14 protein-coding genes are annotated in these 18,368 nt (G+C 71.1%); 6 read left to right on the top strand and 8 right to left on the bottom strand.

Annotated features, from left to right (window positions below):
• Position 1 precedes the first annotated feature (1 nt).
• Complete coding sequence (locus ACIBD9_RS05640) at positions 2 to 571, bottom strand: RNA polymerase sigma factor (protein WP_396714837.1); 570 nt, start codon at positions 569 to 571, stop codon at positions 2 to 4.
• Positions 572 to 656: 85 nt separating this feature from the next.
• On the opposite strand from ACIBD9_RS05640, the gene ACIBD9_RS05645 reads away from it, so the two are divergent.
• Entirely contained in the window at positions 657 to 968 is a 312-nt protein-coding gene (locus tag ACIBD9_RS05645; protein ID WP_396714839.1) for an NIPSNAP family protein, read from the top strand.
• Positions 969 to 1,130: 162 nt separating this feature from the next.
• Positions 1,131 to 2,030, top strand: coding sequence for a bifunctional 5,10-methylenetetrahydrofolate dehydrogenase/5,10-methenyltetrahydrofolate cyclohydrolase (locus tag ACIBD9_RS05650; protein WP_396714841.1), 900 nt, complete (start codon positions 1,131 to 1,133; stop codon positions 2,028 to 2,030).
• 220 nt (positions 2,031 to 2,250) lie between these two features.
• Here the strand turns inward: ACIBD9_RS05650 and ACIBD9_RS05655 are convergent, their stop codons facing one another.
• Entirely contained in the window at positions 2,251 to 5,124 is a 2,874-nt protein-coding gene (locus ACIBD9_RS05655; protein WP_396714843.1) for a vitamin B12-dependent ribonucleotide reductase, read from the bottom strand.
• A 67-nt stretch (positions 5,125 to 5,191) separates the two neighbouring features.
• On the bottom strand, positions 5,192 to 5,692 hold the full coding sequence (gene nrdR / locus ACIBD9_RS05660; RefSeq protein ID WP_091400542.1) for a transcriptional regulator NrdR: 501 nt from the start codon (positions 5,690 to 5,692) through the stop codon (positions 5,192 to 5,194).
• Between the two features lie 539 nt (positions 5,693 to 6,231).
• On the opposite strand from nrdR, the gene lexA reads away from it, so the two are divergent.
• Positions 6,232 to 7,017, top strand: coding sequence for a transcriptional repressor LexA (gene lexA, locus ACIBD9_RS05665; RefSeq protein WP_030489395.1), 786 nt, complete (start codon positions 6,232 to 6,234; stop codon positions 7,015 to 7,017).
• Between the two features lie 76 nt (positions 7,018 to 7,093).
• On the opposite strand, the gene ACIBD9_RS05670 is transcribed toward lexA, so the two are convergent.
• Positions 7,094 to 8,875 carry a hypothetical protein gene (locus ACIBD9_RS05670; RefSeq protein WP_396714846.1) on the bottom strand — a complete coding sequence of 594 codons (1,782 nt, stop codon included), beginning with the start codon at positions 8,873 to 8,875 and terminating at the stop codon, positions 7,094 to 7,096.
• Between the two features lie 50 nt (positions 8,876 to 8,925).
• Positions 8,926 to 10,380 carry a GTPase HflX gene (gene hflX / locus ACIBD9_RS05675; RefSeq protein ID WP_396714848.1) on the bottom strand — a complete coding sequence of 485 codons (1,455 nt, stop codon included), beginning with the start codon at positions 10,378 to 10,380 and terminating at the stop codon, positions 8,926 to 8,928.
• Positions 10,381 to 10,563: 183 nt separating this feature from the next.
• Here hflX and ACIBD9_RS05680 point away from each other — a divergent pair, with 183 nt between their 5' ends.
• Positions 10,564 to 12,030 carry an NAD-dependent malic enzyme gene (locus tag ACIBD9_RS05680; RefSeq protein WP_196921665.1) on the top strand — a complete coding sequence of 489 codons (1,467 nt, stop codon included), beginning with the start codon at positions 10,564 to 10,566 and terminating at the stop codon, positions 12,028 to 12,030.
• A 112-nt stretch (positions 12,031 to 12,142) separates the two neighbouring features.
• On the opposite strand, the gene dapF is transcribed toward ACIBD9_RS05680, so the two are convergent.
• Genes dapF through ACIBD9_RS05695 form a run of 3 tightly spaced genes read right to left on the bottom strand, consistent with a single transcriptional unit; the run spans position 12,143 to position 14,671 of the window.
• Entirely contained in the window at positions 12,143 to 12,988 is an 846-nt protein-coding gene (gene dapF / locus ACIBD9_RS05685; protein ID WP_396714850.1) for a diaminopimelate epimerase, read from the bottom strand.
• A 7-nt stretch (positions 12,989 to 12,995) separates the two neighbouring features.
• Positions 12,996 to 13,919 carry a tRNA (adenosine(37)-N6)-dimethylallyltransferase MiaA gene (gene miaA, locus ACIBD9_RS05690; RefSeq protein ID WP_396715075.1) on the bottom strand — a complete coding sequence of 308 codons (924 nt, stop codon included), beginning with the start codon at positions 13,917 to 13,919 and terminating at the stop codon, positions 12,996 to 12,998.
• A complete protein-coding gene (locus tag ACIBD9_RS05695) occupies positions 13,904 to 14,671 on the bottom strand; it encodes a hypothetical protein (protein WP_396714852.1) in 768 nt (255 codons plus the stop codon). The genes miaA and ACIBD9_RS05695 overlap by 16 nt, the downstream gene beginning before the upstream one ends.
• Positions 14,672 to 14,821: 150 nt before the next feature.
• Between ACIBD9_RS05695 and ACIBD9_RS05700 the strand changes: the two genes are divergently transcribed.
• Entirely contained in the window at positions 14,822 to 16,030 is a 1,209-nt protein-coding gene (locus tag ACIBD9_RS05700; protein ID WP_196921661.1) for a DUF349 domain-containing protein, read from the top strand.
• Positions 16,031 to 16,702: 672 nt separating this feature from the next.
• Positions 16,703 to 18,286: a cellulase family glycosylhydrolase gene (locus ACIBD9_RS05705; protein WP_396714855.1), complete on the top strand. Its 1,584-nt coding sequence runs from the start codon at positions 16,703 to 16,705 to the stop codon at positions 18,284 to 18,286.
• Positions 18,287 to 18,368: the final 82 nt, after the last annotated feature.

An 18,368-nucleotide genomic window follows, 5' to 3' on the forward strand; every position in this document is an offset into this window, starting at 1 on the left:
GTCAGGCGAGGGTGGTGGCCGGGTGGGCGAGCACGGCGCGGACGACGCGGCGGGCACGATGCAGGCGGACCCGAGCGGCGACCGGCGAGACCCCGAGCACGGCTGCCGCCTCCGCGACGGTGAGGCCGTCCACGGCGACGAGTTCGACAAGCGTCCGAGTGCCCTCGGGTAGCTCGCTCAACGCCCGATGGGTGCGGCGGGCGGCCGACTCGGCGTCGATCCGCTCCTCGATGCGGGCGATGTCGTCGGGGCCCAGGTCCCGCCGTCCGGCCAGTCGGCCGGTCACCCGCAGCCGTTGGGCCGCCCGACGCCGCTCGTCGCCGATGACGTTGCGGGCCACCCCGTACAGCCAGCCGATCTGGCTACCCCGGTCCGGCCGGTAGCCGGCCGCCGACTCGATCACCGCCAGGAACACGTCGGCGGTCAGGTCGGCGGCGAGGTGTGGGTCGTCCACCCGTCGTGCCACGAACCGACCCACCGCCTCCAGGTGCCGCCGGTAGAAGACCTCGAAGGCCACCGGATCGGCTCCAATGCCGGAAATGTCATCATCGGCTCGGCTCGGCTCACTCACAGGCCGTCCTCCCTCGTAGCCTTCACACCCCTTCTTCGTAAGGCGGAGCACGAGTGTTACCGACATCCGGCCGTAGGGTGACGGTGTGATCACCTGCGTCGTGCACTACACCATCGATCCCGCGCAGATCGACGCGTTCGAAGACTTCGCCCGGGCATGGATGCGGCTGGTGGCCAAGCACGGTGGTGTGCACCACGGCTACTTCCTGCCCGCCGAGGGCGCCAGCGACAAGGCCGAGGCGCTGTTCAGCTTCGAGAGCCTGGCGGCGTACGAGCGTTACCGCGCACGGTTCGGCAATGACCCGGAGTTCGTCGCGGCGGACAGCATCCGCGAAGGCTCGGGTTGTGTCGTGCGGTACGAGCGAACGTTCATGCGCCCGCTCCTGCCGACTGACTGAGCCCGCCCGGGGCTGACCGCGGCTCTGCTGGTCCAGTTGGGCAACCGCCCTGGTGATGCGGCATCATCGAACCACCGGCGACTGGCGGCACGGGGATGGTGGAACCATCGGGGAGCCTCTCGCGGGCGTCGACCGCCTGGGCGCCTGCGTCGAGGAAGCGTCATGACCACGACCAGCGAATCCGCCGAGCACCACACCCCATCGGGCGCTGCCCGGCTCCTGCCGGGCGCACCCGTCGCCGAAGCCGTGCTGGCCGAGACGGCCGAGGCAGTCGCCCGCCTGCGCAGCCGCGGGATCACACCGAGCCTCGCCACCATCCTCGTCGGCGATGACGACGCCAGCGCCGGCTACATCTCCATCAAACAGCGTCAGGCCGCCGCGCTCGGGTTCGCCTCCCCGCACGTGCACCTGCCTGCCACCGCCACCCAGGCCGAGCTGCACCAGGCCATCGCCCGATTCAACAGCGATCCGGCCGTACACGGGCTGCTCGTGCAGTACCCGGTTCCGGGGCACCTGGACTACGACGCGGCGTTGCAGACCATCGACCCGGACAAGGACGTCGACGGCATGCACCCGCTGAACATGGGGCGTCTCGCCGTCGGCCTGCCCGGCCCACTGCCGTGCACCCCCGCCGGCATCGAAGCCCTCCTGGCGTACTACGAGATCCCCGTCGCCGGCCGTGAGGTCGTCATCCTCGGCCGGGGCGCCACCCTTGGCCGACCCCTGGCCATGCTGCTCGCCCAGAAACGCCCCACCGCCAACGCCGCCGTCACCGTCGTACACACCGGTGTTCCCGACTGGGCCCGCTACACCCGCCGCGCCGACATCCTCGTCGCCGCCGCCGGCGTACCCGGGATCGTTCAGCCCGAGCACGTCAAGCCCGGAGCCGTCGTCATCGGCGCCGGCGTCCGCTACGAAGGCCGGCGGCTCCTACCGGACGTGGACGAAGCGTGCGCCGAGGTAGCCGGCGCCATCACCCCCCGGGTCGGCGGAGTCGGTCCGACCACCGTCGCGATGCTGTTCCGCAACGCCGTGCGCGCCGCCGAGCGAGCAAGCCAGTAGCCCGGTCGCCAAGATCACTTGAGCCGACTCGCTGATCCTCAGCTGGCAGCCCACCGCACAACACCCTGACGGGCGTGATGCCTGTGAGTCATCAAGATGACTCACAGGCATCACGGCCAACGACAACATGCCCTCCCGCGCGAGCCTCCAGGGGGCCCGAAAACGGCGCTGCCCCGGCCTCCGACGAGGGAGACCGGGGCAGCGCCGCGTTTCGCGTACGTCAGCTGCAGCCGCTGGTGGAGCCGCAGCCCTCGCAGACGTAGCAGCTACCGGCGGGGCGCATCTTCGTACCGCAGGTGAAGCAGAGCGGCGCGTCGGCGGCCTTGCCGATCACGGCCTCCAGCAGTTCGGTGCTGGAACCCACGCTCGGAGCCGGCTTGGCGGCGGCCACGTCGGCCATCTCCTGGGCAGGCTGGGCGACCGCCTCCGGCTTGGCCGGGGTCTCCACCGGTGCGGACGCCGCCATCGCGGTGAGCTCGACGCCGGTGACGGCGGCAGCCTCCGCGTCGGCCTCGGCCCGCAGCTGCGCGGCCCGCTCCGAGGCGGTGAAGATACCCAGCTCGGCACGGCGCTCGTAGGGCAGGAAGTCCAGCGCCAGGCGACGGAAGATGTAGTCCATCACCGAGGCCGCCATCCGCACGTCCGGGTCGTCGGTCATGCCGGCCGGCTCGAAGCGCATGTTGGTGAACTTGCTGACGAACGTCTCCAGCGGCACGCCGTACTGCAGGCCGATGCTGATGGCCACCGAGAAGGCGTCCATCACGCCGGCCAGGGTCGAGCCCTGCTTGGACATCTTCAGGAAGACCTCACCGAGGCCGTCGTCGGGGTAGGACGACGCGGTCAGGTAGCCCTCGGCGCCACCGACGGAGAAGCTGACCGTCTCGGACGGGCGCTTCTTCGGCAGGCGCTTACGCACCGGCCGGTACTCGATGACCTTTTCGACCGCGGCCGGCGCGGCCGGTGCCGTCTCGACGGCGGCCGGCTCGGTGGCCTTGTTGGACTTGGCCACCGAGAGCGGCTGGCCGACCTTGCAGTTGTCCCGGTAGATCGCCAGCGCCTTGAGGCCGAGCTTCCAGCCCTCGAAGTAGATCTTCTCGACGTCCTCGACGGTGGCCGCCTCCGGCATGTTGACCGTCTTGGAGATGGCGCCGGAGACGAACGGCTGGATGGCCGCCATCATCCGCACGTGACCCATCGGGGCGATCGTCCGCTCCCCCATGGCGCAGTCGAAGACCGGGTAGTGCTCCGGCTTGAGGCCGGGGGCGTCCACCACGTGCCCGTGGTCGGCGATGTGCTCGACGATCGCCTCGACCTGCTCCTCGGGGTAGCCGAGGCTGCGCAGGGCGCGCGGCACCGTCTGGTTGACGATCTGCATCGAGCCGCCGCCGACCAGCTTCTTGAACTTGACCAGCGCCAGGTCCGGCTCCACGCCGGTCGTGTCGCAGTCCATCATGAAGCCGATCGTGCCGGTCGGGGCGAGGACGCTCGCCTGCGCGTTGCGCCAACCGTTCTTATCGCCGATCTTGTTGCCCTGGGTCCACTGCTTGGTCGCCTCGCGGACGATCGCGGTGGCCACCGGGCTGGTCGGCTTGATCTCGTCGTTGGCCGCGGCGTGCTTACGCATGACCCGCTTGTGCGGCTCGGCGTTGCGCGCGTAGCCGTCGTACGGGCCGACGACGCCGGCCAGCTCGGCCGAGCGGCGGTAGGCGGTGCCGGTCATCAGGGACGTGATCGACGCGGCGACCGAGCGGCCCTGGTCCGAGTCGTACGGCAGGCCGGTGGCCATCAGCAGGGCACCCAGGTTGGCGTAGCCGATGCCGAGCTGCCGGTATGCGCGGGAGGTCTCACCGATCTTCTCGGTCGGGAAGTCCGCGAAGCAGATCGAGATGTCCATCGCGGTGATGACGAACTCGACTGACTTGACGAACTTCTCCACCTCGAAGCCACCGTCGGCGCGGAGGAACTTCATCAGGTTGAGCGAGGCCAGGTTGCACGAGGAGTTGTCCAGGTGCAGGTACTCCGAGCACGGGTTCGACGCGGTGATCCGCCCGGTCTCCGGGCAGGTGTGCCAGTCGTTGATGGTGTCGTCGTACTGCAGGCCCGGGTCGGCGCACTCCCAGGCGGCCTGGGAGATGGTGCGGAACAGCTTCTTGGCGTCGACGGTGTCGATCACCGAGCCGTCCAGGCGGCCGCGCAGGTCGAAGCCCTTACCGTTCTCCACCGCCGACATGAACTCGTCGGAGACCCGGACCGAGTTGTTGGCGTTCTGGTACTGCACGCTGACGATGTCGGAGCCGCCGAGGTCCATGTCGAACCCGGCGTCGCGCAGCGCGCGGATCTTGTCCTCTTCGCGCGCCTTCGTGACCACGAACTCCTCGATGTCCGGGTGGTCCACGTCGAGGATGACCATCTTGGCCGCCCGGCGCGTCGCGCCGCCGGACTTGATGGTGCCGGCGGAGGCGTCCGCGCCGCGCATGAAGCTGACCGGGCCGGAGGCGGTGCCGCCGGAGGAGAGCAGCTCACGGGACGAGCGGATGCGCGACAGGTTGACTCCGGAGCCGGAGCCGCCCTTGAAGATCAGCCCCTCCTCCTTGTACCAGTCGAGGATCGAGTCCATCGAGTCGTCGACGGCCAGGATGAAGCAGGCGCTGACCTGCTGCGGCGACGGCGTGCCGACGTTGAACCAGACCGGCGAGTTGAAGCTGAACACCTGGTTCAGCAGCATCCAGGTCAGCTCGTGCGCGAAGACCTCGGCGTCGGCCGGGCCGGCGAAGTAGCCGTACTCCTCACCCGCGGTGCGGTAGGTGGTGACCACCCGGTCGATCAGCTGCTTGAGCGACCACTCCCGCTCCGGGGTCCCCACCGCTCCCCGGAAGTACTTGGTGGTCACGATGTTGGCCGCGTTGACGCTCCACGACTCCGGGAACTCCACCCCACGCTGCTCGAAGTTGATCGAGCCGTCCCGCCAGTTCGTCATCACGACGTCCCGGCGCTCCCAGGAGACCTCGTCGTACGGGTGGACCCCCTCGGTCGTCCACACCCGCTCGATCTTCAGCCCCGCGCCTGCCTTGTTCCGTGAACGGCTAGTTGTCACGCCGTCGCCCCCCTCGTCTGCGCGGTCACCCACCGCGCGTCCCAATCTCTCGAAAAACTGTGAAGACTCAGCTGGTACGGCCGGCGGCCTCAACCGCATCGGCCCTGCCCTGCTCCCGGGCTCGCGCCGCGGCCCGCAACGTCTCGATCTCGCGCTCGAAGTCGGCGAGCGAGTCGAACGAGCGGTAGACGCTGGCGAACCGCAGGTAGGCGATCTCGTCCAGGTCGCGTAGCGGACCCAGGATCGCCAGGCCCACGTCGTGGCTGGGGATCTCGGCGGCCCCCTTGGCCCGGACCGTCTCCTCCACCCGCTGCGCGAGCAGCGCGAGTGAGTCGTCGTCCACCGGCCGGCCCTGGCACGCCTTGCGCACCCCGCCGATGATCTTTGTGCGGCTGAACGGCTCGGTCACCCCGCTGCGCTTGACGACCGCGAGCACCGCCTCCTCGACGGTGGTGAACCGCTTGCCGCACTCCGGGCAGGACCGCCGCCGTCGGATGAGCTGGCCGTCGTCGGCCTCCCGCGAGTCGACCACCCGGGAGTCAGCGTGCCGGCAGTACGGACACCGCATTCGCCCACCTCCTAAAAATGATCAACTGCGAGCACACCGGACACCCCGGGCACGCCGCACCGCGACGGTGCCATCCTCGGATGACGCCTGCCGTGATCGACGTTACGGGAGTGCGGTCGGTAGTCAGACCCAACCTGTAGGCAACTTACGCCCGTGTCACTACTACATCTAGGGGTCGACCGTATGTCGCCGGGGAAGCCGGGTCAAGTTGGCCGGCGTGTCCGGCGCGTCACGGACCATCCGGTCATCCCCGCCCCGCAGCACGCCCGAAGGCCCAACGCCACGACCTCGCCCGGGTTACCGGCCAGCAGGTCGGACCCGCCCGGCAAATGGTCGAGGATCGAACACCAGTACTACCTGACGTACCATTTATCAGAACATCCGTACGACCGGAGTGCTTTTTCACCCCGACACGCCGGTGAGAGGTCGTACAGATGTTTGAAAATGACTGATCTCACCTATACGGTCATGAACAACGTGGCACCACCGCACGCACCACGAGCCGACGAGGCACCCAGCGCCGACCAGGGAGGACGGACGTGACCGAGGACCGGGCCAGCCGGCCGAAGAGCCCGCAGCAGATCACCGAGGCGGGCCCCCCGGCCACCCGACGCCGCAGCGCCGCGCGCAGCCGGACGGGTCAGCCCGCCGTGCGCCCGGTCACCCCGGTGGTCAGCGCCTTCCCCGACCCGGCGACGGTCGACCTGACCGCCCGCCAGCGCCGCATCCTGGAGTTCATCCGCAACTGGGTGGAACGGCACGGCTACCCGCCGAGCGTCCGGGAGATCGGCGAGGCGGTCGGCCTGGTGTCGCCGTCCAGCGTCGCCTACCAGCTCAAGGAGCTGGAGAAGAAGGGCTTCCTGCGCCGCGACCCGAACCGGCCGCGCGCGGTGGACGTCCGCGCCCCCAGCGAGGCGATCGACGACGAGCTGTCGAGGGCCCAGCGGCCGACCCCGGCGTACGTGCCGATGCTCGGCCGGATCGCCGCCGGTGGCCCGATCCTCGCCGAGCAGGCCGTGGAGGACATCTTCCCGCTCCCCCGCGAGCTGGTGGGTGAGGGCGAGGTCTTCATGCTCCAGGTCAAGGGCGACTCGATGCTCGACGCGGCGATCTGCGACGGCGACTGGGTGGTGGTCCGGCAGCAGCCAACCGCCGACTCCGGCGAGATCGTGGCCGCCATGCTCGACGGCGAGGCGACGGTGAAGACCTACCGGCGGCGCGACGGGCACGTCTGGCTGATGCCGCAGAACCCGGCCTTCGACCCGATCCCCGGCGATGACGCCACCATCATGGGCCGGGTCGTGGCGGTGCTACGCCGGATCTGACCGATCGGCGGGTGGGTGCCGAACAGCACTCACCCGCACCGCTCGTGTTCGAGGCGGATGATCGCCTCAGCGCCGATCAGTAACGGTCGCCCCGGTGACCACGCCCACCCCCGGGATACTGCCCGTACGGGTCCACTGGCCCGTCGTCGTCGCGTCGGCGGCCAGGTCGCTGACCGCGGTAGTCAGGCTCCGGCCCACCACGCCGGGGCGGCTCCGCGCGACCGGGCTGACCGCCCTCGCCGCCGTACACGCCACCGCCAGGACGACCACCGCCGGCCTGCGGACGACCACCGCCGGCCTGCGGACGACCGGTGCCGGCCTGCGGACGACCACCGCCACCAGCCGGAGGACGGCCACCGCCACCAGTCGGGGGACGGCCACCGCCACCGGCTGGAGGGCGTCCGCCGCCGCCGGCCGGAGGGCGTCCGCCGCCGTACACGCCAGCACCGCCGCCGTCCGGTCGTGGCGCACCGTAGCCTCCATCAGCCGGGGCCGGCCGGCCGCCACCGCCGTACACGGCACCACCCGCCGGGGCCGGGCCGCCACGACCCGCACCACCCGCCGGGGCCGGACCGCCGCGACCCGCACCACCGCCGTAGACCGCGCCGCCGGCTGGCGCGCCGCCCCCGTAGACACCACCCCTGCGGTCGTCATCGGCCGGCAAACCGTCGACGGCTCGGCCCGCGCGCGGGCCGAACGGCTCGCCATCCGGGTCCGACAGGTCGGACGCGTCGGCGGTCGACGGTCGGCGGCGGGCGCGGACGATGCCGAAGATGCCGGCGGCGACCAACAGCAGGCCGATCACCCCGACCGCCCCGACCAGGTACGTGATGTCGTCGAGGCTCAACCCGGCGGTCCAGGATTTCGAGGCGGCCGGCTTGCCGCCCTCCTCCGGAGCCAGTGGCACGGCTGTCGAACTGGACGGGGCGTAGCTGAGGATGTCGAGCGGCTCGTCCTCGGCGAACCGGCCCGCTTCGGAGACGGTGAGGAACGACTTTCCGTCCGGGGTGTAGCTGATGGCCTCGCCGAACGGGTCGGCCAGCGGCGTCACCCGCGGCTTGCCGCTGGTGAGCGCGCCCACGATGTCGCCGCCGCTCACGTCGAACTCGAAGGCGTCGGCGTAGGTGCGCAGGACCACCCGGGAGCCGTCCGGTGCCCGGGACGCGCCGGTGATGGCGATCCGGCCGAAGGTGTTGAGGGTGTTCTCCGTCTGGGTCTTCGGCAGCGTGAGCTCGCCGGCCTTCCGCATCGGCACCGGGTCGGTGTCGCCGCTCTTCAGAGCCGCCGACGGCGTGTAGATCTCGGCCTTGCCGCTGGTCACCTTGGTGATGATCAGCGGTTTCCCGTCGTCGCCGATGAGGAGTGCCTCGGCGTCGTGCGGTTTGGCCTCGGGGTAGGAGAGCCGGTGCAGCGTCGGCTGGTTGGCGCCGGTGACCGGCATCGACCAGAGCGCGACGCGGCTGCGGCGCTCCTTCGCGTCGGGGTTGTCACCGGTGTCGGCGATCCAGAGGGTTTTGCCGTCCTTGGACACGGCGAGATCCTCGGTGTCGAACGGACCCTGCCCCGAGTAGCGGATCGGCTCCTTCGAGATCTTGCACTTGCTGTCGAGGAAGAAGACCCGCTTGCGCTCCGGGAGCTCGGTGCCGTCGTTGATGACGATGAAGCCACTCTTGGTGGCGACCAGCCCGGACAGCTCCCGTAGGCGCTCGTCGGTAATCGTGCATCGCTTCTGGCCAGGGTTCGCGGCGGGCGGCCCGGACGCCCCAGGGGCGGGAGCCGCTGCGGCGACTCCGGCGAGCGCCACGGTTGCCCCGAGCAGGCCGAGGGCAACCGTGACCGAGGAAACAACGCGGCGCATTCGGCCAGTGTCGCATGCCGCGCGTTTCCGGTGGATGACGCCGTGGCCGCTCAGGACCGGCTGCCGGCCGCCTGTCCCTGCCGCTCCACGTCGTACGCCATAAGCTCCGCCGCCAACTCCGCTCCGACGCGGACGTGCAGCAGGGTGCCCTCCGGCAGGTGCGACGTGCTGAGCACCTCACCCGTGCGGTGCGCCCGGGCCACCAGGTCGCCCCGGTCGTACGGCAGCACGGCCCGGACCTCCACGGCCGGACTCGGCAGCCGCTCCTCGATCGCCGCGCGCAGCTCGTCCATGCCCCGCCCGGAGTACGCGGACACGAAGATCGCGTCCGGCCAGAGCCGCTTGAGCCGCAGCAGGGTGTCCTCGTCGGCCGCGTCGGTCTTGTTGACCACCAACAGCTCGGGGAGCCGATCGGCGCTGACCTCGGCAAGCACGGCGTGGACCGCTCGGACCTGCTCCTCCGGATCCGGGTGGGTGCCGTCGACGACGTGCACCACCAGATCCGCCTCCGCGACCTCCTCCAGCGTCGAGCGGAACGCCTCGACGATCTGGTGCGGCAGGTGCCGGACGAAACCGACGGTGTCGGAGAGGGTGTAGAGCCGCCCGTCGGAGGCGGTGGCCTTGCGGGTCGTCGGGTCCAGCGTGGCGAACAGCGCGTTCTCCACCAGCACGCCCGCGCCGGTCAGGCGGTTGAGCAGGCTGGACTTGCCGGCGTTGGTGTAGCCGGCGATGGCGACCGCGGGAACGGCGTTGCGGGAGCGCCGAGAGCGCTTGGTCACGCGTACCGTCTTCATGCTCTTGATCTCGCGACGCAGCCGGGAGATGCGGTGACGGATGCGCCGCCGGTCGGTCTCCAGCTTGGTCTCACCGGGACCACGAACACCCACACCGCCGCCGGCGCCGCCGCCCCGGCCGGAACCACCGGTCTGCCGGGAGAGCGTCTCACCCCAACCGCGCAGTCGGGGCAGCAGGTATTGGAGCTGGGCCAGCTCGACCTGCGCCTTACCTTCCTTGCTCTTGGCGTGCTGGGCGAAGATGTCGAGGATCAGCGCGGTGCGGTCGACGACCTTGACCTTGGTGCGCTGCTCCAGGTTGCGCAGCTGCGACGGGGACAGCTCACCGTCACAGATGACCGTGTCGGCGCCGGTGGAGAGCACCACCGCGCCGAGGTCGTCGACCTTGCCGCGGCCGATGTACGTGGCCGGGTCGGGTCGGGTACGACGTTGGATGAGCCCTTCGAGCACCTGCGAACCGGCGGTCTCGGCCAGCGCGGCGAGCTCGGTCAGCGAGTTTTCCGCGTCGGTGACAGTGCCTTCGGTCCAGACGCCCACCAGGACGACCCGCTCCAGCCGCAGCTGGCGGTATTCCACCTCGGTGACGTCGGTGAGCTCGGTTGACAGGCCCGGGACGCGTCGGAGGGACTGCCGCTCCGACAGCTCCATCTCGCCGGTGGTGACGTCGTCGAGCTCGTCCTCGACGGGGACAAAGCTCTCCTGGTCTCGCAAGCGGTTCTCCTGTCCGTTTTGATAAGTAGAACGTAATCCTGACATGACACAACGCCGAACGCACCTGCTATATGCCCATGCTGAAGGTCGCCAAAAGTGGGGGCGAATGCTGGTCGGCCGCGACAACCCGGTAGAAATGCGGGCGGCGGCCGATCGGCCGCACAGCCGTTACGGAGGGATCCCGTGGCCATCACCCGACTGCCGAGCGCCGGATTTTCGATCACCATCCGGATCGCCGTGACCGCGGACGCCTCCTCGATCGGCCGGCTCACCACCTCCGTCGGCGAGGCCGGGGCGATCGTCACGGCGCTGGACGTGGTGGACTCGGACCCGACCCATGTGATCGTCGACCTGACCTGCGACACCGCCGACGCCGGACACGCCGACCAGGTGGTCGACGCGTTGACCGCGCTGGACGGCGTGGACGTGCGCAAGGTGTCGGACCGGACGTTCCTGCTGCACCTGGGCGGCAAGATCGAGGTGACCTCGAAGGTCGCGCTGCGCAACCGCGACGAGCTGTCCCGCGCGTACACCCCGGGGGTGGCCCGGGTCTGCATGGCGATCGCCGAGAACCCGGCCGACGCCCGGCGACTGACCATCAAGCGCAACACCGTCGCGGTGGTCAGTGACGGCTCGGCGGTGCTCGGCCTGGGCAACCTCGGCCCGGCCGCGTCGCTGCCGGTGATGGAGGGCAAGGCCGCGCTGTTCAAGCGCTTCGGCGGGGTGGACGCCTGGCCGGTGGTGCTGGACACCCAGGACACCGACGAGATCGTGCAGATCGTCAAGGCGATCGCGCCGGCCTACGGCGGCATCAACCTGGAGGACATCGCCGCGCCGCGTTGCTTCGAGATCGAGGCCCGGCTGCGCGAGGCGCTGGACATCCCGGTCTTCCACGACGACCAGCACGGCACCGCGATCTGCGTGCTGGCCGCGCTGACCAACGCGCTGCGGGTGGTGGGCAAGCGGCTCGAGGACGTCCGCGTGGTCGTCTCCGGAGCCGGCGCGGCCGGCACCGCGATCATGAAGCTGCTGCTGCGCCAGGGCGTCGGCGACATCATCGCGTACGACCGGGAGGGCGCCCTGCACCGCGGGCTGACCGGGCTCAACTCGGCGTGGCAGTGGCTGGCGGAGAACACCAACAAGGAGAACTACTCCGGCGACCTGCCCGGCGCGATCCGGGGCGCCGACGTGTTCATCGGGGTCAGCGCGCCGAACCTGCTCACCGGCGACGACATCGCCCAGATGGCGAAGGACTCGATCGTCTTCGCCCTCGCGAACCCGGACCCGGAGGTCGACCCACGGGAGGCACGCAAGCACGCCGCCGTGGTCGCCACCGGCCGCTCGGACCAGCCGAACCAGATCAACAACGTGCTCGCGTTCCCCGGGGTGTTCCGCGGCATGCTGGACGCGCACGCTGAGGAGTTCACCGAGGAGATGGCCATCGCGGCCGCCCGGGCCATCGCGGACGTGGTCGGCGAAGAGAAGATCAACCCGACGGTGATCGTGCCGAGCGTCTTCGACTCCCGGGTCGCCCCGGCGGTCGCCGCGGCCGTACGCGCCGCCGCGCACAACCCGAGCCCGCTCCCGGCCGCCGACCCCGGCCCGGCCGACCTCCCCGAGATCGCCGCAAACGCCAGCGCCACCCCGTAACGCGTGCCGTTCACCCGCCGATGACCCCGTTGATCAAGAGGTTCGCGTCAGGAAGAGCGCGAATTCTGACGCAAACCTCTTGATCAACGCGGGCGGGAGCCCGGGTGGGGCCTCAGGGGCGGAGAATGGCCGGGTTCAGCTCGCCGGTGGCCACCAGGACGGCAGGGCCGGAGAGCCAGCAGGAGTCGGCAGTGACCGTCACCGTGAGGCGACCGCCGGGCACGTCCACGGCGACCACGCCGGTGTCCCGGCCGGCGTCGCGCAGCGCCACCGCGCCCACCGCGCAGGCACCCGTGCCGCAGGACAGGGTCTCGGCGCTGCCGCGCTCGTACACCCGCATCAGGGTGTGCCCGTCGGTGCCGTCGACCGGGTCGCCCGCCACGATGAACTCCACGTTCACCCCGCTCGGGAAGACCGTCGGGTCGAACCCGGGCGCGACGGTCAGGTCCAGCGCCGACAGCTCGACGCCGGCCGGCAGGACGCAGACCAGGTGCGGGTTGCCGACGTCCACCACCGCACCGGTCAGGGTCAGTCCGCCGAGGGTGGCGGCGGAGCTGTCGTACACCTGGGGTCGGCGCATCTCCACGGACACGGCGTCGCCCTCGACCAGCGCGCGCACGACGCCGGCCCGGGTGGCCACCGGCAGCGCCGCGCCGGCGGGCGTGGCCAACCCGGTGTCGAGCAGGTAGCGCACGAAGACCCGGGCGCCGTTGCCGCACATCTCGGCGAACGAGCCGTCGGCGTTCCAGTAGTCCATGAACCACTCGGCCTCGCCGGCCTGACCCGCGCCGTCCGGATGCTTGGCCGCGCGGACCACCCGCAGTACGCCGTCCGCGCCGATGCCCCGACGCCTGTCGCAGAGCGCCGCGACCAGCTCCGGGGTCAGGTCGAGCTGACCGTCCGGGTCGGGAAGGAGGACGAAGTCGTTGCCGGTGCCGTGGCCCTTGGTGAACTCCACTCCCCCATCATCGCGCAGCGGCCGGCACCAGGCGCAGGGCGGCCCCGATCAGGTCCGGGGTCGCCGAGTCCAGCCAGTGGATCCGCGGGTCGCGCCGGAACCAGGACCGCTGCCGGCGGACGAAACGCCGGGTGGCCCGGACCGTCTCGTCGTGCGCCTGCGCCTCGGTCAGTTCACCGGCGAGCAGGCGCAGCACCTGCTGGTAGCCGAGCGCCCGACTCGCCGTCCGCCCCTCGGGCAGCCCGCGCCCGACCAGCTCGCGGGTCTCGTCCACCAGGCCGTCGGCCCACATCCGGTCGACCCGCAGCGCGATCCGCTCGTCCAGCAGGCCGGTGTCCAGGTCGACGCCGAGCTGCACCGACGGGTAGTACGGCGTGGGCTGCGGCAGCGACGCGGCGAACGGCGCGCCGGTGAGCTCGATCACCTCCAGGGCCCGCACGATCCGCCGACCGTTGCCGGGCAGGATGCCGTCGGCCGCGACCGGGTCGGCGGCGCGCAGCCGCGCGTACAGCGGGGCCGGGCCGACCTCGGCCAACTCCCGTTCCAGCCGCTCCCGCAGCGCCGCGTCGGTGCCGGGGAACTCGAAGCGCTCCAGCACCGCCCGCACGTACAGCCCGGAGCCACCGACCAGCAGCGGCACCCGCCCCCGGGACAGGATGTCGTCCACCGCCGCGCGGGCCAGTCGCTGGTACTCCGCGACGCTCGCCGGCTCGGTGACCTCCCAGATGTCCAGCAGGTGGTGCGGCACCCCGTCCCGCTCGGCGAGGGTCAGTTTGGCGGTGCCGATGTCCATGCCCCGGTAGAGCTGCATCGAGTCGGCGTTGACCACCTCCCCGTTCAGGGCGTGCGCCAACGCGATGCTCAGCGCCGACTTGCCGGCCGCCGTCGGGCCGACCACCGCGACGACCGTGCCTGTCACACCCGCTCCCAGGACGCCACGAAGTAGGCCACCCCGTAGGGGGCGGAGTCGTGCAGCAGCTCGCCGCGCCACCCGCCGCCGGCCGCGCGGGCCGCGCCGGCGAGCACCTGCCAGGAGGCGCGACCGGCGGCCTTCAGCTCCGTCGACAGCACCGGGTCGAGGTCCAGCAGGGCGTCCAGGTCCGCGTCGGCCAGCGCCGCGGCAACCCCCTGGTCGTACGGGAGGGCGCGCGCGTCGTCGTACCCGGGTGCCTTCTCTCCCCGGCAGGCCGACCCGTCACCGAGCACCAGCGCCGCCACCCGGTCACCGGCGGCGTCGACCTCGGCGGCGAGCGCGGCCAGCTCGGCCGGGCCGGCGTCGGCGGCCACCTGCACGGCGGTCACCGGCGGTCGGGCGTCGTGGCGGGTCAGCAGCCACGCGCCGATGGTCAGGCTCAACGGCAGCACCGCGCCTCGGTCCGGCTGGCCGGGCACCAGCGGCACGTCCAGGTCGACACCCCAGGGCTGGAGGGAACCGGTCGCCGGGGTACCGATCGGGCCGGTCACCGGGCCGGTGCCCAGCAGCAGCAGAGTGTCCGGATCGGCGGCCAACAGCCGGCGTACGGCGGTATCACAGGCCGCCCGCAGATCGTCCAACTCCGGGGCCGCCGAGCCGGCCACCTCGGGCACGAGCAGGGGCGGATGCGGGCAGACGGCGGCGGCGACCAGTGGCACCCGTTCACCGTAGCGGGAATCCCCGGTGCGTCTCCGAGCCGATCCGGTCATTCGGCCCCTAGGACACCGTATGGTCACGGTCGGCGATAGGCGCTCGACGCGGACCGGGTCGGACCTGTGACAATGCCGGAAGCAACTTGGCTGCGCCGTGGCGGCGACGGGGGATCGATCCCTCGACGCCGGGAGAACGAGGATGGGCACATGAGCGACTGGACTGCCTTCGGACGGGTGGACGCGGACGGCACCGTGTACGTCAAGACCACCGAGGGCGAGCGGGTGGTCGGATCCTGGCAGGCGGGAGCACCGGAGGAGGGCCTGGCTCACTTCGCACGCCGCTTCGCCGACCTGGTTACCGAGGTGGACCTGACCGAGGCGCGACTCAAGTCGGGTGCGGCGGACGCCGGGCACTCGTTGAGCACGATCCGGCGGATCCGCACCACGCTGCCCGAGGCCAACGTGGTCGGCGACATCGACGCACTGGCGGCACGCCTGGACAAGCTGGCGACCCTCGCCGAGGAGAAGGCCGGCGAGGCGCGCGCCGCCCGGGACGCCGCTCGCGGCGAGGCCCTGGCCCGCAAGACCGCGCTGGTCGAGGAGGCCGAGAAGCTGGCCGCCGAATCCACCGGGTGGAAGACCGCCGGGGACCGGCTCAAGGAGATCCTCGACGAGTGGAAGACCATCCGCGGGGTCGACAAGAAGGCCGACGGTGAGCTGTGGAAGCGGTTCGCCGCCGCCCGGGACGGCTTCACCCGCCGCCGCGGCGCCCACTTCGCCTCCCTGGACTCCCAGCGCAAGCAGGCGCAGACGGTCAAGGAGGAGCTGGTCGCCGAAGCGGAGAAGCTCCAGGAATCCACCGACTGGGCCGCCACCGCCAACCAGCTCAAGGACCTGATGACCCAGTGGAAGGCCGCTCCGCGCGCCTCCAAGGAGGCCGAGCAGAAGCTCTGGGAACGGTTCCGGGGTGCGCAGGACGCCTTCTTCAGCCGGCGCAGCGAGGTCTTCTCCGCACGGGACAACGAGCAGCGCGGCAACCTGGAGCGCAAGCAGGCCCTGCTCGCGGAGGCCGAGGCATTGGACATCGACGCCGACCCGAAGGGTGCCCAGGCCAAGCTGCGGGAGATCCAGGCCCAGTGGCACGAGGCCGGCCGGGTGCCCCGCGAGGCGGCCGCCGGGCTGGAGCGCCGACTGCGCGTCATCGACGACAAGGTCCGTGACGTCATGGACTCGGCGTGGCGCCGCACCACCAAGGAGGACAACCCGCTGCTCGCCCAGATGCGGGCACAGGTGGCGGAGGCCGAGGACCGGCTGGCCCGGGCGCAGAGCGCCGGGGACGCACGCCGGATCAAGGAGGCTGAGCAGGCCCTCGCCTCCAAGCGGCAGTTCCTCCAACTCGCCGAGCAGGCCGGCTGAGCTGACGACGTCCGGAGCCCCCGGTCCCCAGCGGGACCGGGGGCTCCCGCGTACCCGACCCCCACGCCCTGCACCCGGCACCCCGCACCGCGACGGGAGAACCCGTCCCGGTCGGGCGACCCCGCGCCCCGCGCCCCGCGCCCCGCGCAACTTCCCCGATGTTGCTGCCTCCGGCGCGCGAGAGACAGCAACATCCCTGATATTGCGCGGATCTTGACGACGAACACCGTCCGTGGGCGGCCCGGGCGCGGGTGTGGGGCGCTTTCGGCCGTCAAGGTCACGCTCGATCCAGGATGTAGTGGCCACGAAGCCCCGGGATGCCACTACATCCATGTTCTAGCGCGATCATGCAGCGGGCGCGGCGCAGAACGGGCCGCGGGGTGCCGACGGACGGAGCGCGGACGGACGGGGCGGGGCGGGGCGGGGGCAGGTTGACGCATTGACGCGGGCTGATCAGAATGAGCGACGGAGCCAGGTAGGGCCACCGGCACGAGGGCGACGAAGGCGGAACATCCGCCGTCGAGGGTCGCCGGTGAGCTTCCGCGAGTGACCACGTCCGCGTGACATGGGCCGTCGCGCACTGTCCGCGTACCCCTGGGGGAGCGTGACGTGCGGACGGCCGCCTGCCGGCGTCGTCTCTGGAGGGCGCCGGACCTCCGAAGTGGAGCTCGAATGTTCCGTCCGAAAGCTCTCGGCGGCGCGCTCACTGCGCTCGCCACCGTCGCGTCCGGCGTGTTCCTCGCCGCCGCCGTCAGCACCAGTCCGGCCGTTGCCGCTGGCACCGGTACCGGTTATCTGCACACCAGCGGCAACCAGATCGTGGACAGCACCGGGACCACGGTCCGGCTGACCGGTATCAACTGGTTCGGCATGGAGACCGACAACAAGACCTTCCACGGTCTGTGGTCGAGCAACCCGTGGCGGGGGCAGCTCGACACGATGGCCCGGCTGGGTTACAACACGTTGCGGGTGCCGTACTCGAACGACGCGCTGAAGCCGGGCGCGACCGCCACCGGGATCAACGACTTCGTCAACCCGGACCTGATCGGGCTGTCGCCGTTGCAGATCCTGGACAAGGTGATCGACTACGCCGGCAGCAAGGGCATGCGGATCATCCTGGACCGGCACCGGCCGACGGCGGCCGGGCAGTCGCCGCTCTGGTACACGTCGACGGTTTCCGAGGCGACCTGGATCAACGACTGGAAGATGCTCGCCCAGCGGTACGCGGGCAACCCCACGGTGATCGGCGCCGACCTGCACAACGAGCCGCACGCGGAGGGCACCAACCCGGCGGCCACCGGGGCGTGCTGGGGCTGTGGCGACACCACCCGGGACTGGCGGCTCGCCGCCGAGCGGGCCGGGAACGCCATCCTCGGTGTGCAGCCGAACTGGTTGATCTTCGTGGAGGGGGTGAGCTGCCCGAGCGGGGGTCTCTCCAACGTCTGGGACGGCGACACCAGCAACGACGAGGACTGCGGCTGGTGGGGTGGCAACCTGTCCAAGGCGGGCCAGTTCCCGGTCCGGCTGAACGTGGCGAACCGGTTGGTCTACTCGCCGCACGAGTACGCCACCTCGGTGTACCGGCAGACCTGGTTCGACGCCCCGGACTACCCGGCGAACATGCCGGCCATCTGGGACAAGTACTTCGGTTACCTCTACAAGCAGAACATCGCCCCGATCATGATGGGCGAGTTCGGCAGCACCCTGGTCGACCCGAAGGACAAGGTGTGGCTGGAGAAGCTGATGGCGTACACCGGCACCGGGGTGACCGGGATGTCCTTCACCTACTGGTCGTGGAACCCCAACTCGGGTGACACCGGCGGTATCGCGTTGGACGACTGGACCAACATCAACACTGCGAAGCAGGCCATCCTCCAGCCGTACCTGATCGCGCCGTCCGGTGGCGGCACCGGCGGGCCGCCGACCGGTGGACCGACGGACCCGCCGGCCGGCGCCTGCACCGCCACGTACCGGCAGGTCAACGCCTGGCAGGGCGGCTTCCAGGGCGAGTTGACCGTGAAGAACACCGGCTCGGGCGCGGTGAACCCGTGGTCGGTCACCTGGAGCTGGCCGTCCGGGGTGACGCTGGGCAGTGGCTGGAACGCCACCGTCACGCAGTCCGGCACGACGGTCACCGCGGCTGCTCCGAGCCACGCCCCGTCCCTGCCGGCGGGCGGGTCGGTCACCGTGGGCTTCACCGCCAACGGCACGGCCAGCGCGCCGGGCACTGTGAAACTCAGCGGCGCCAGCTGCTGAACCACCGGGACGGCCGGTGCCCACCGCACCGGCCGCGAGCAACGTCGAGTCCATCGTGACGGCGGGCGCCGGCTCCGGCCGG

The organism is Micromonospora sp. NPDC050784, assembly GCF_044456765.1.
GTDB lineage: Bacteria > Actinomycetota > Actinomycetes > Mycobacteriales > Micromonosporaceae > Micromonospora > Micromonospora foliorum.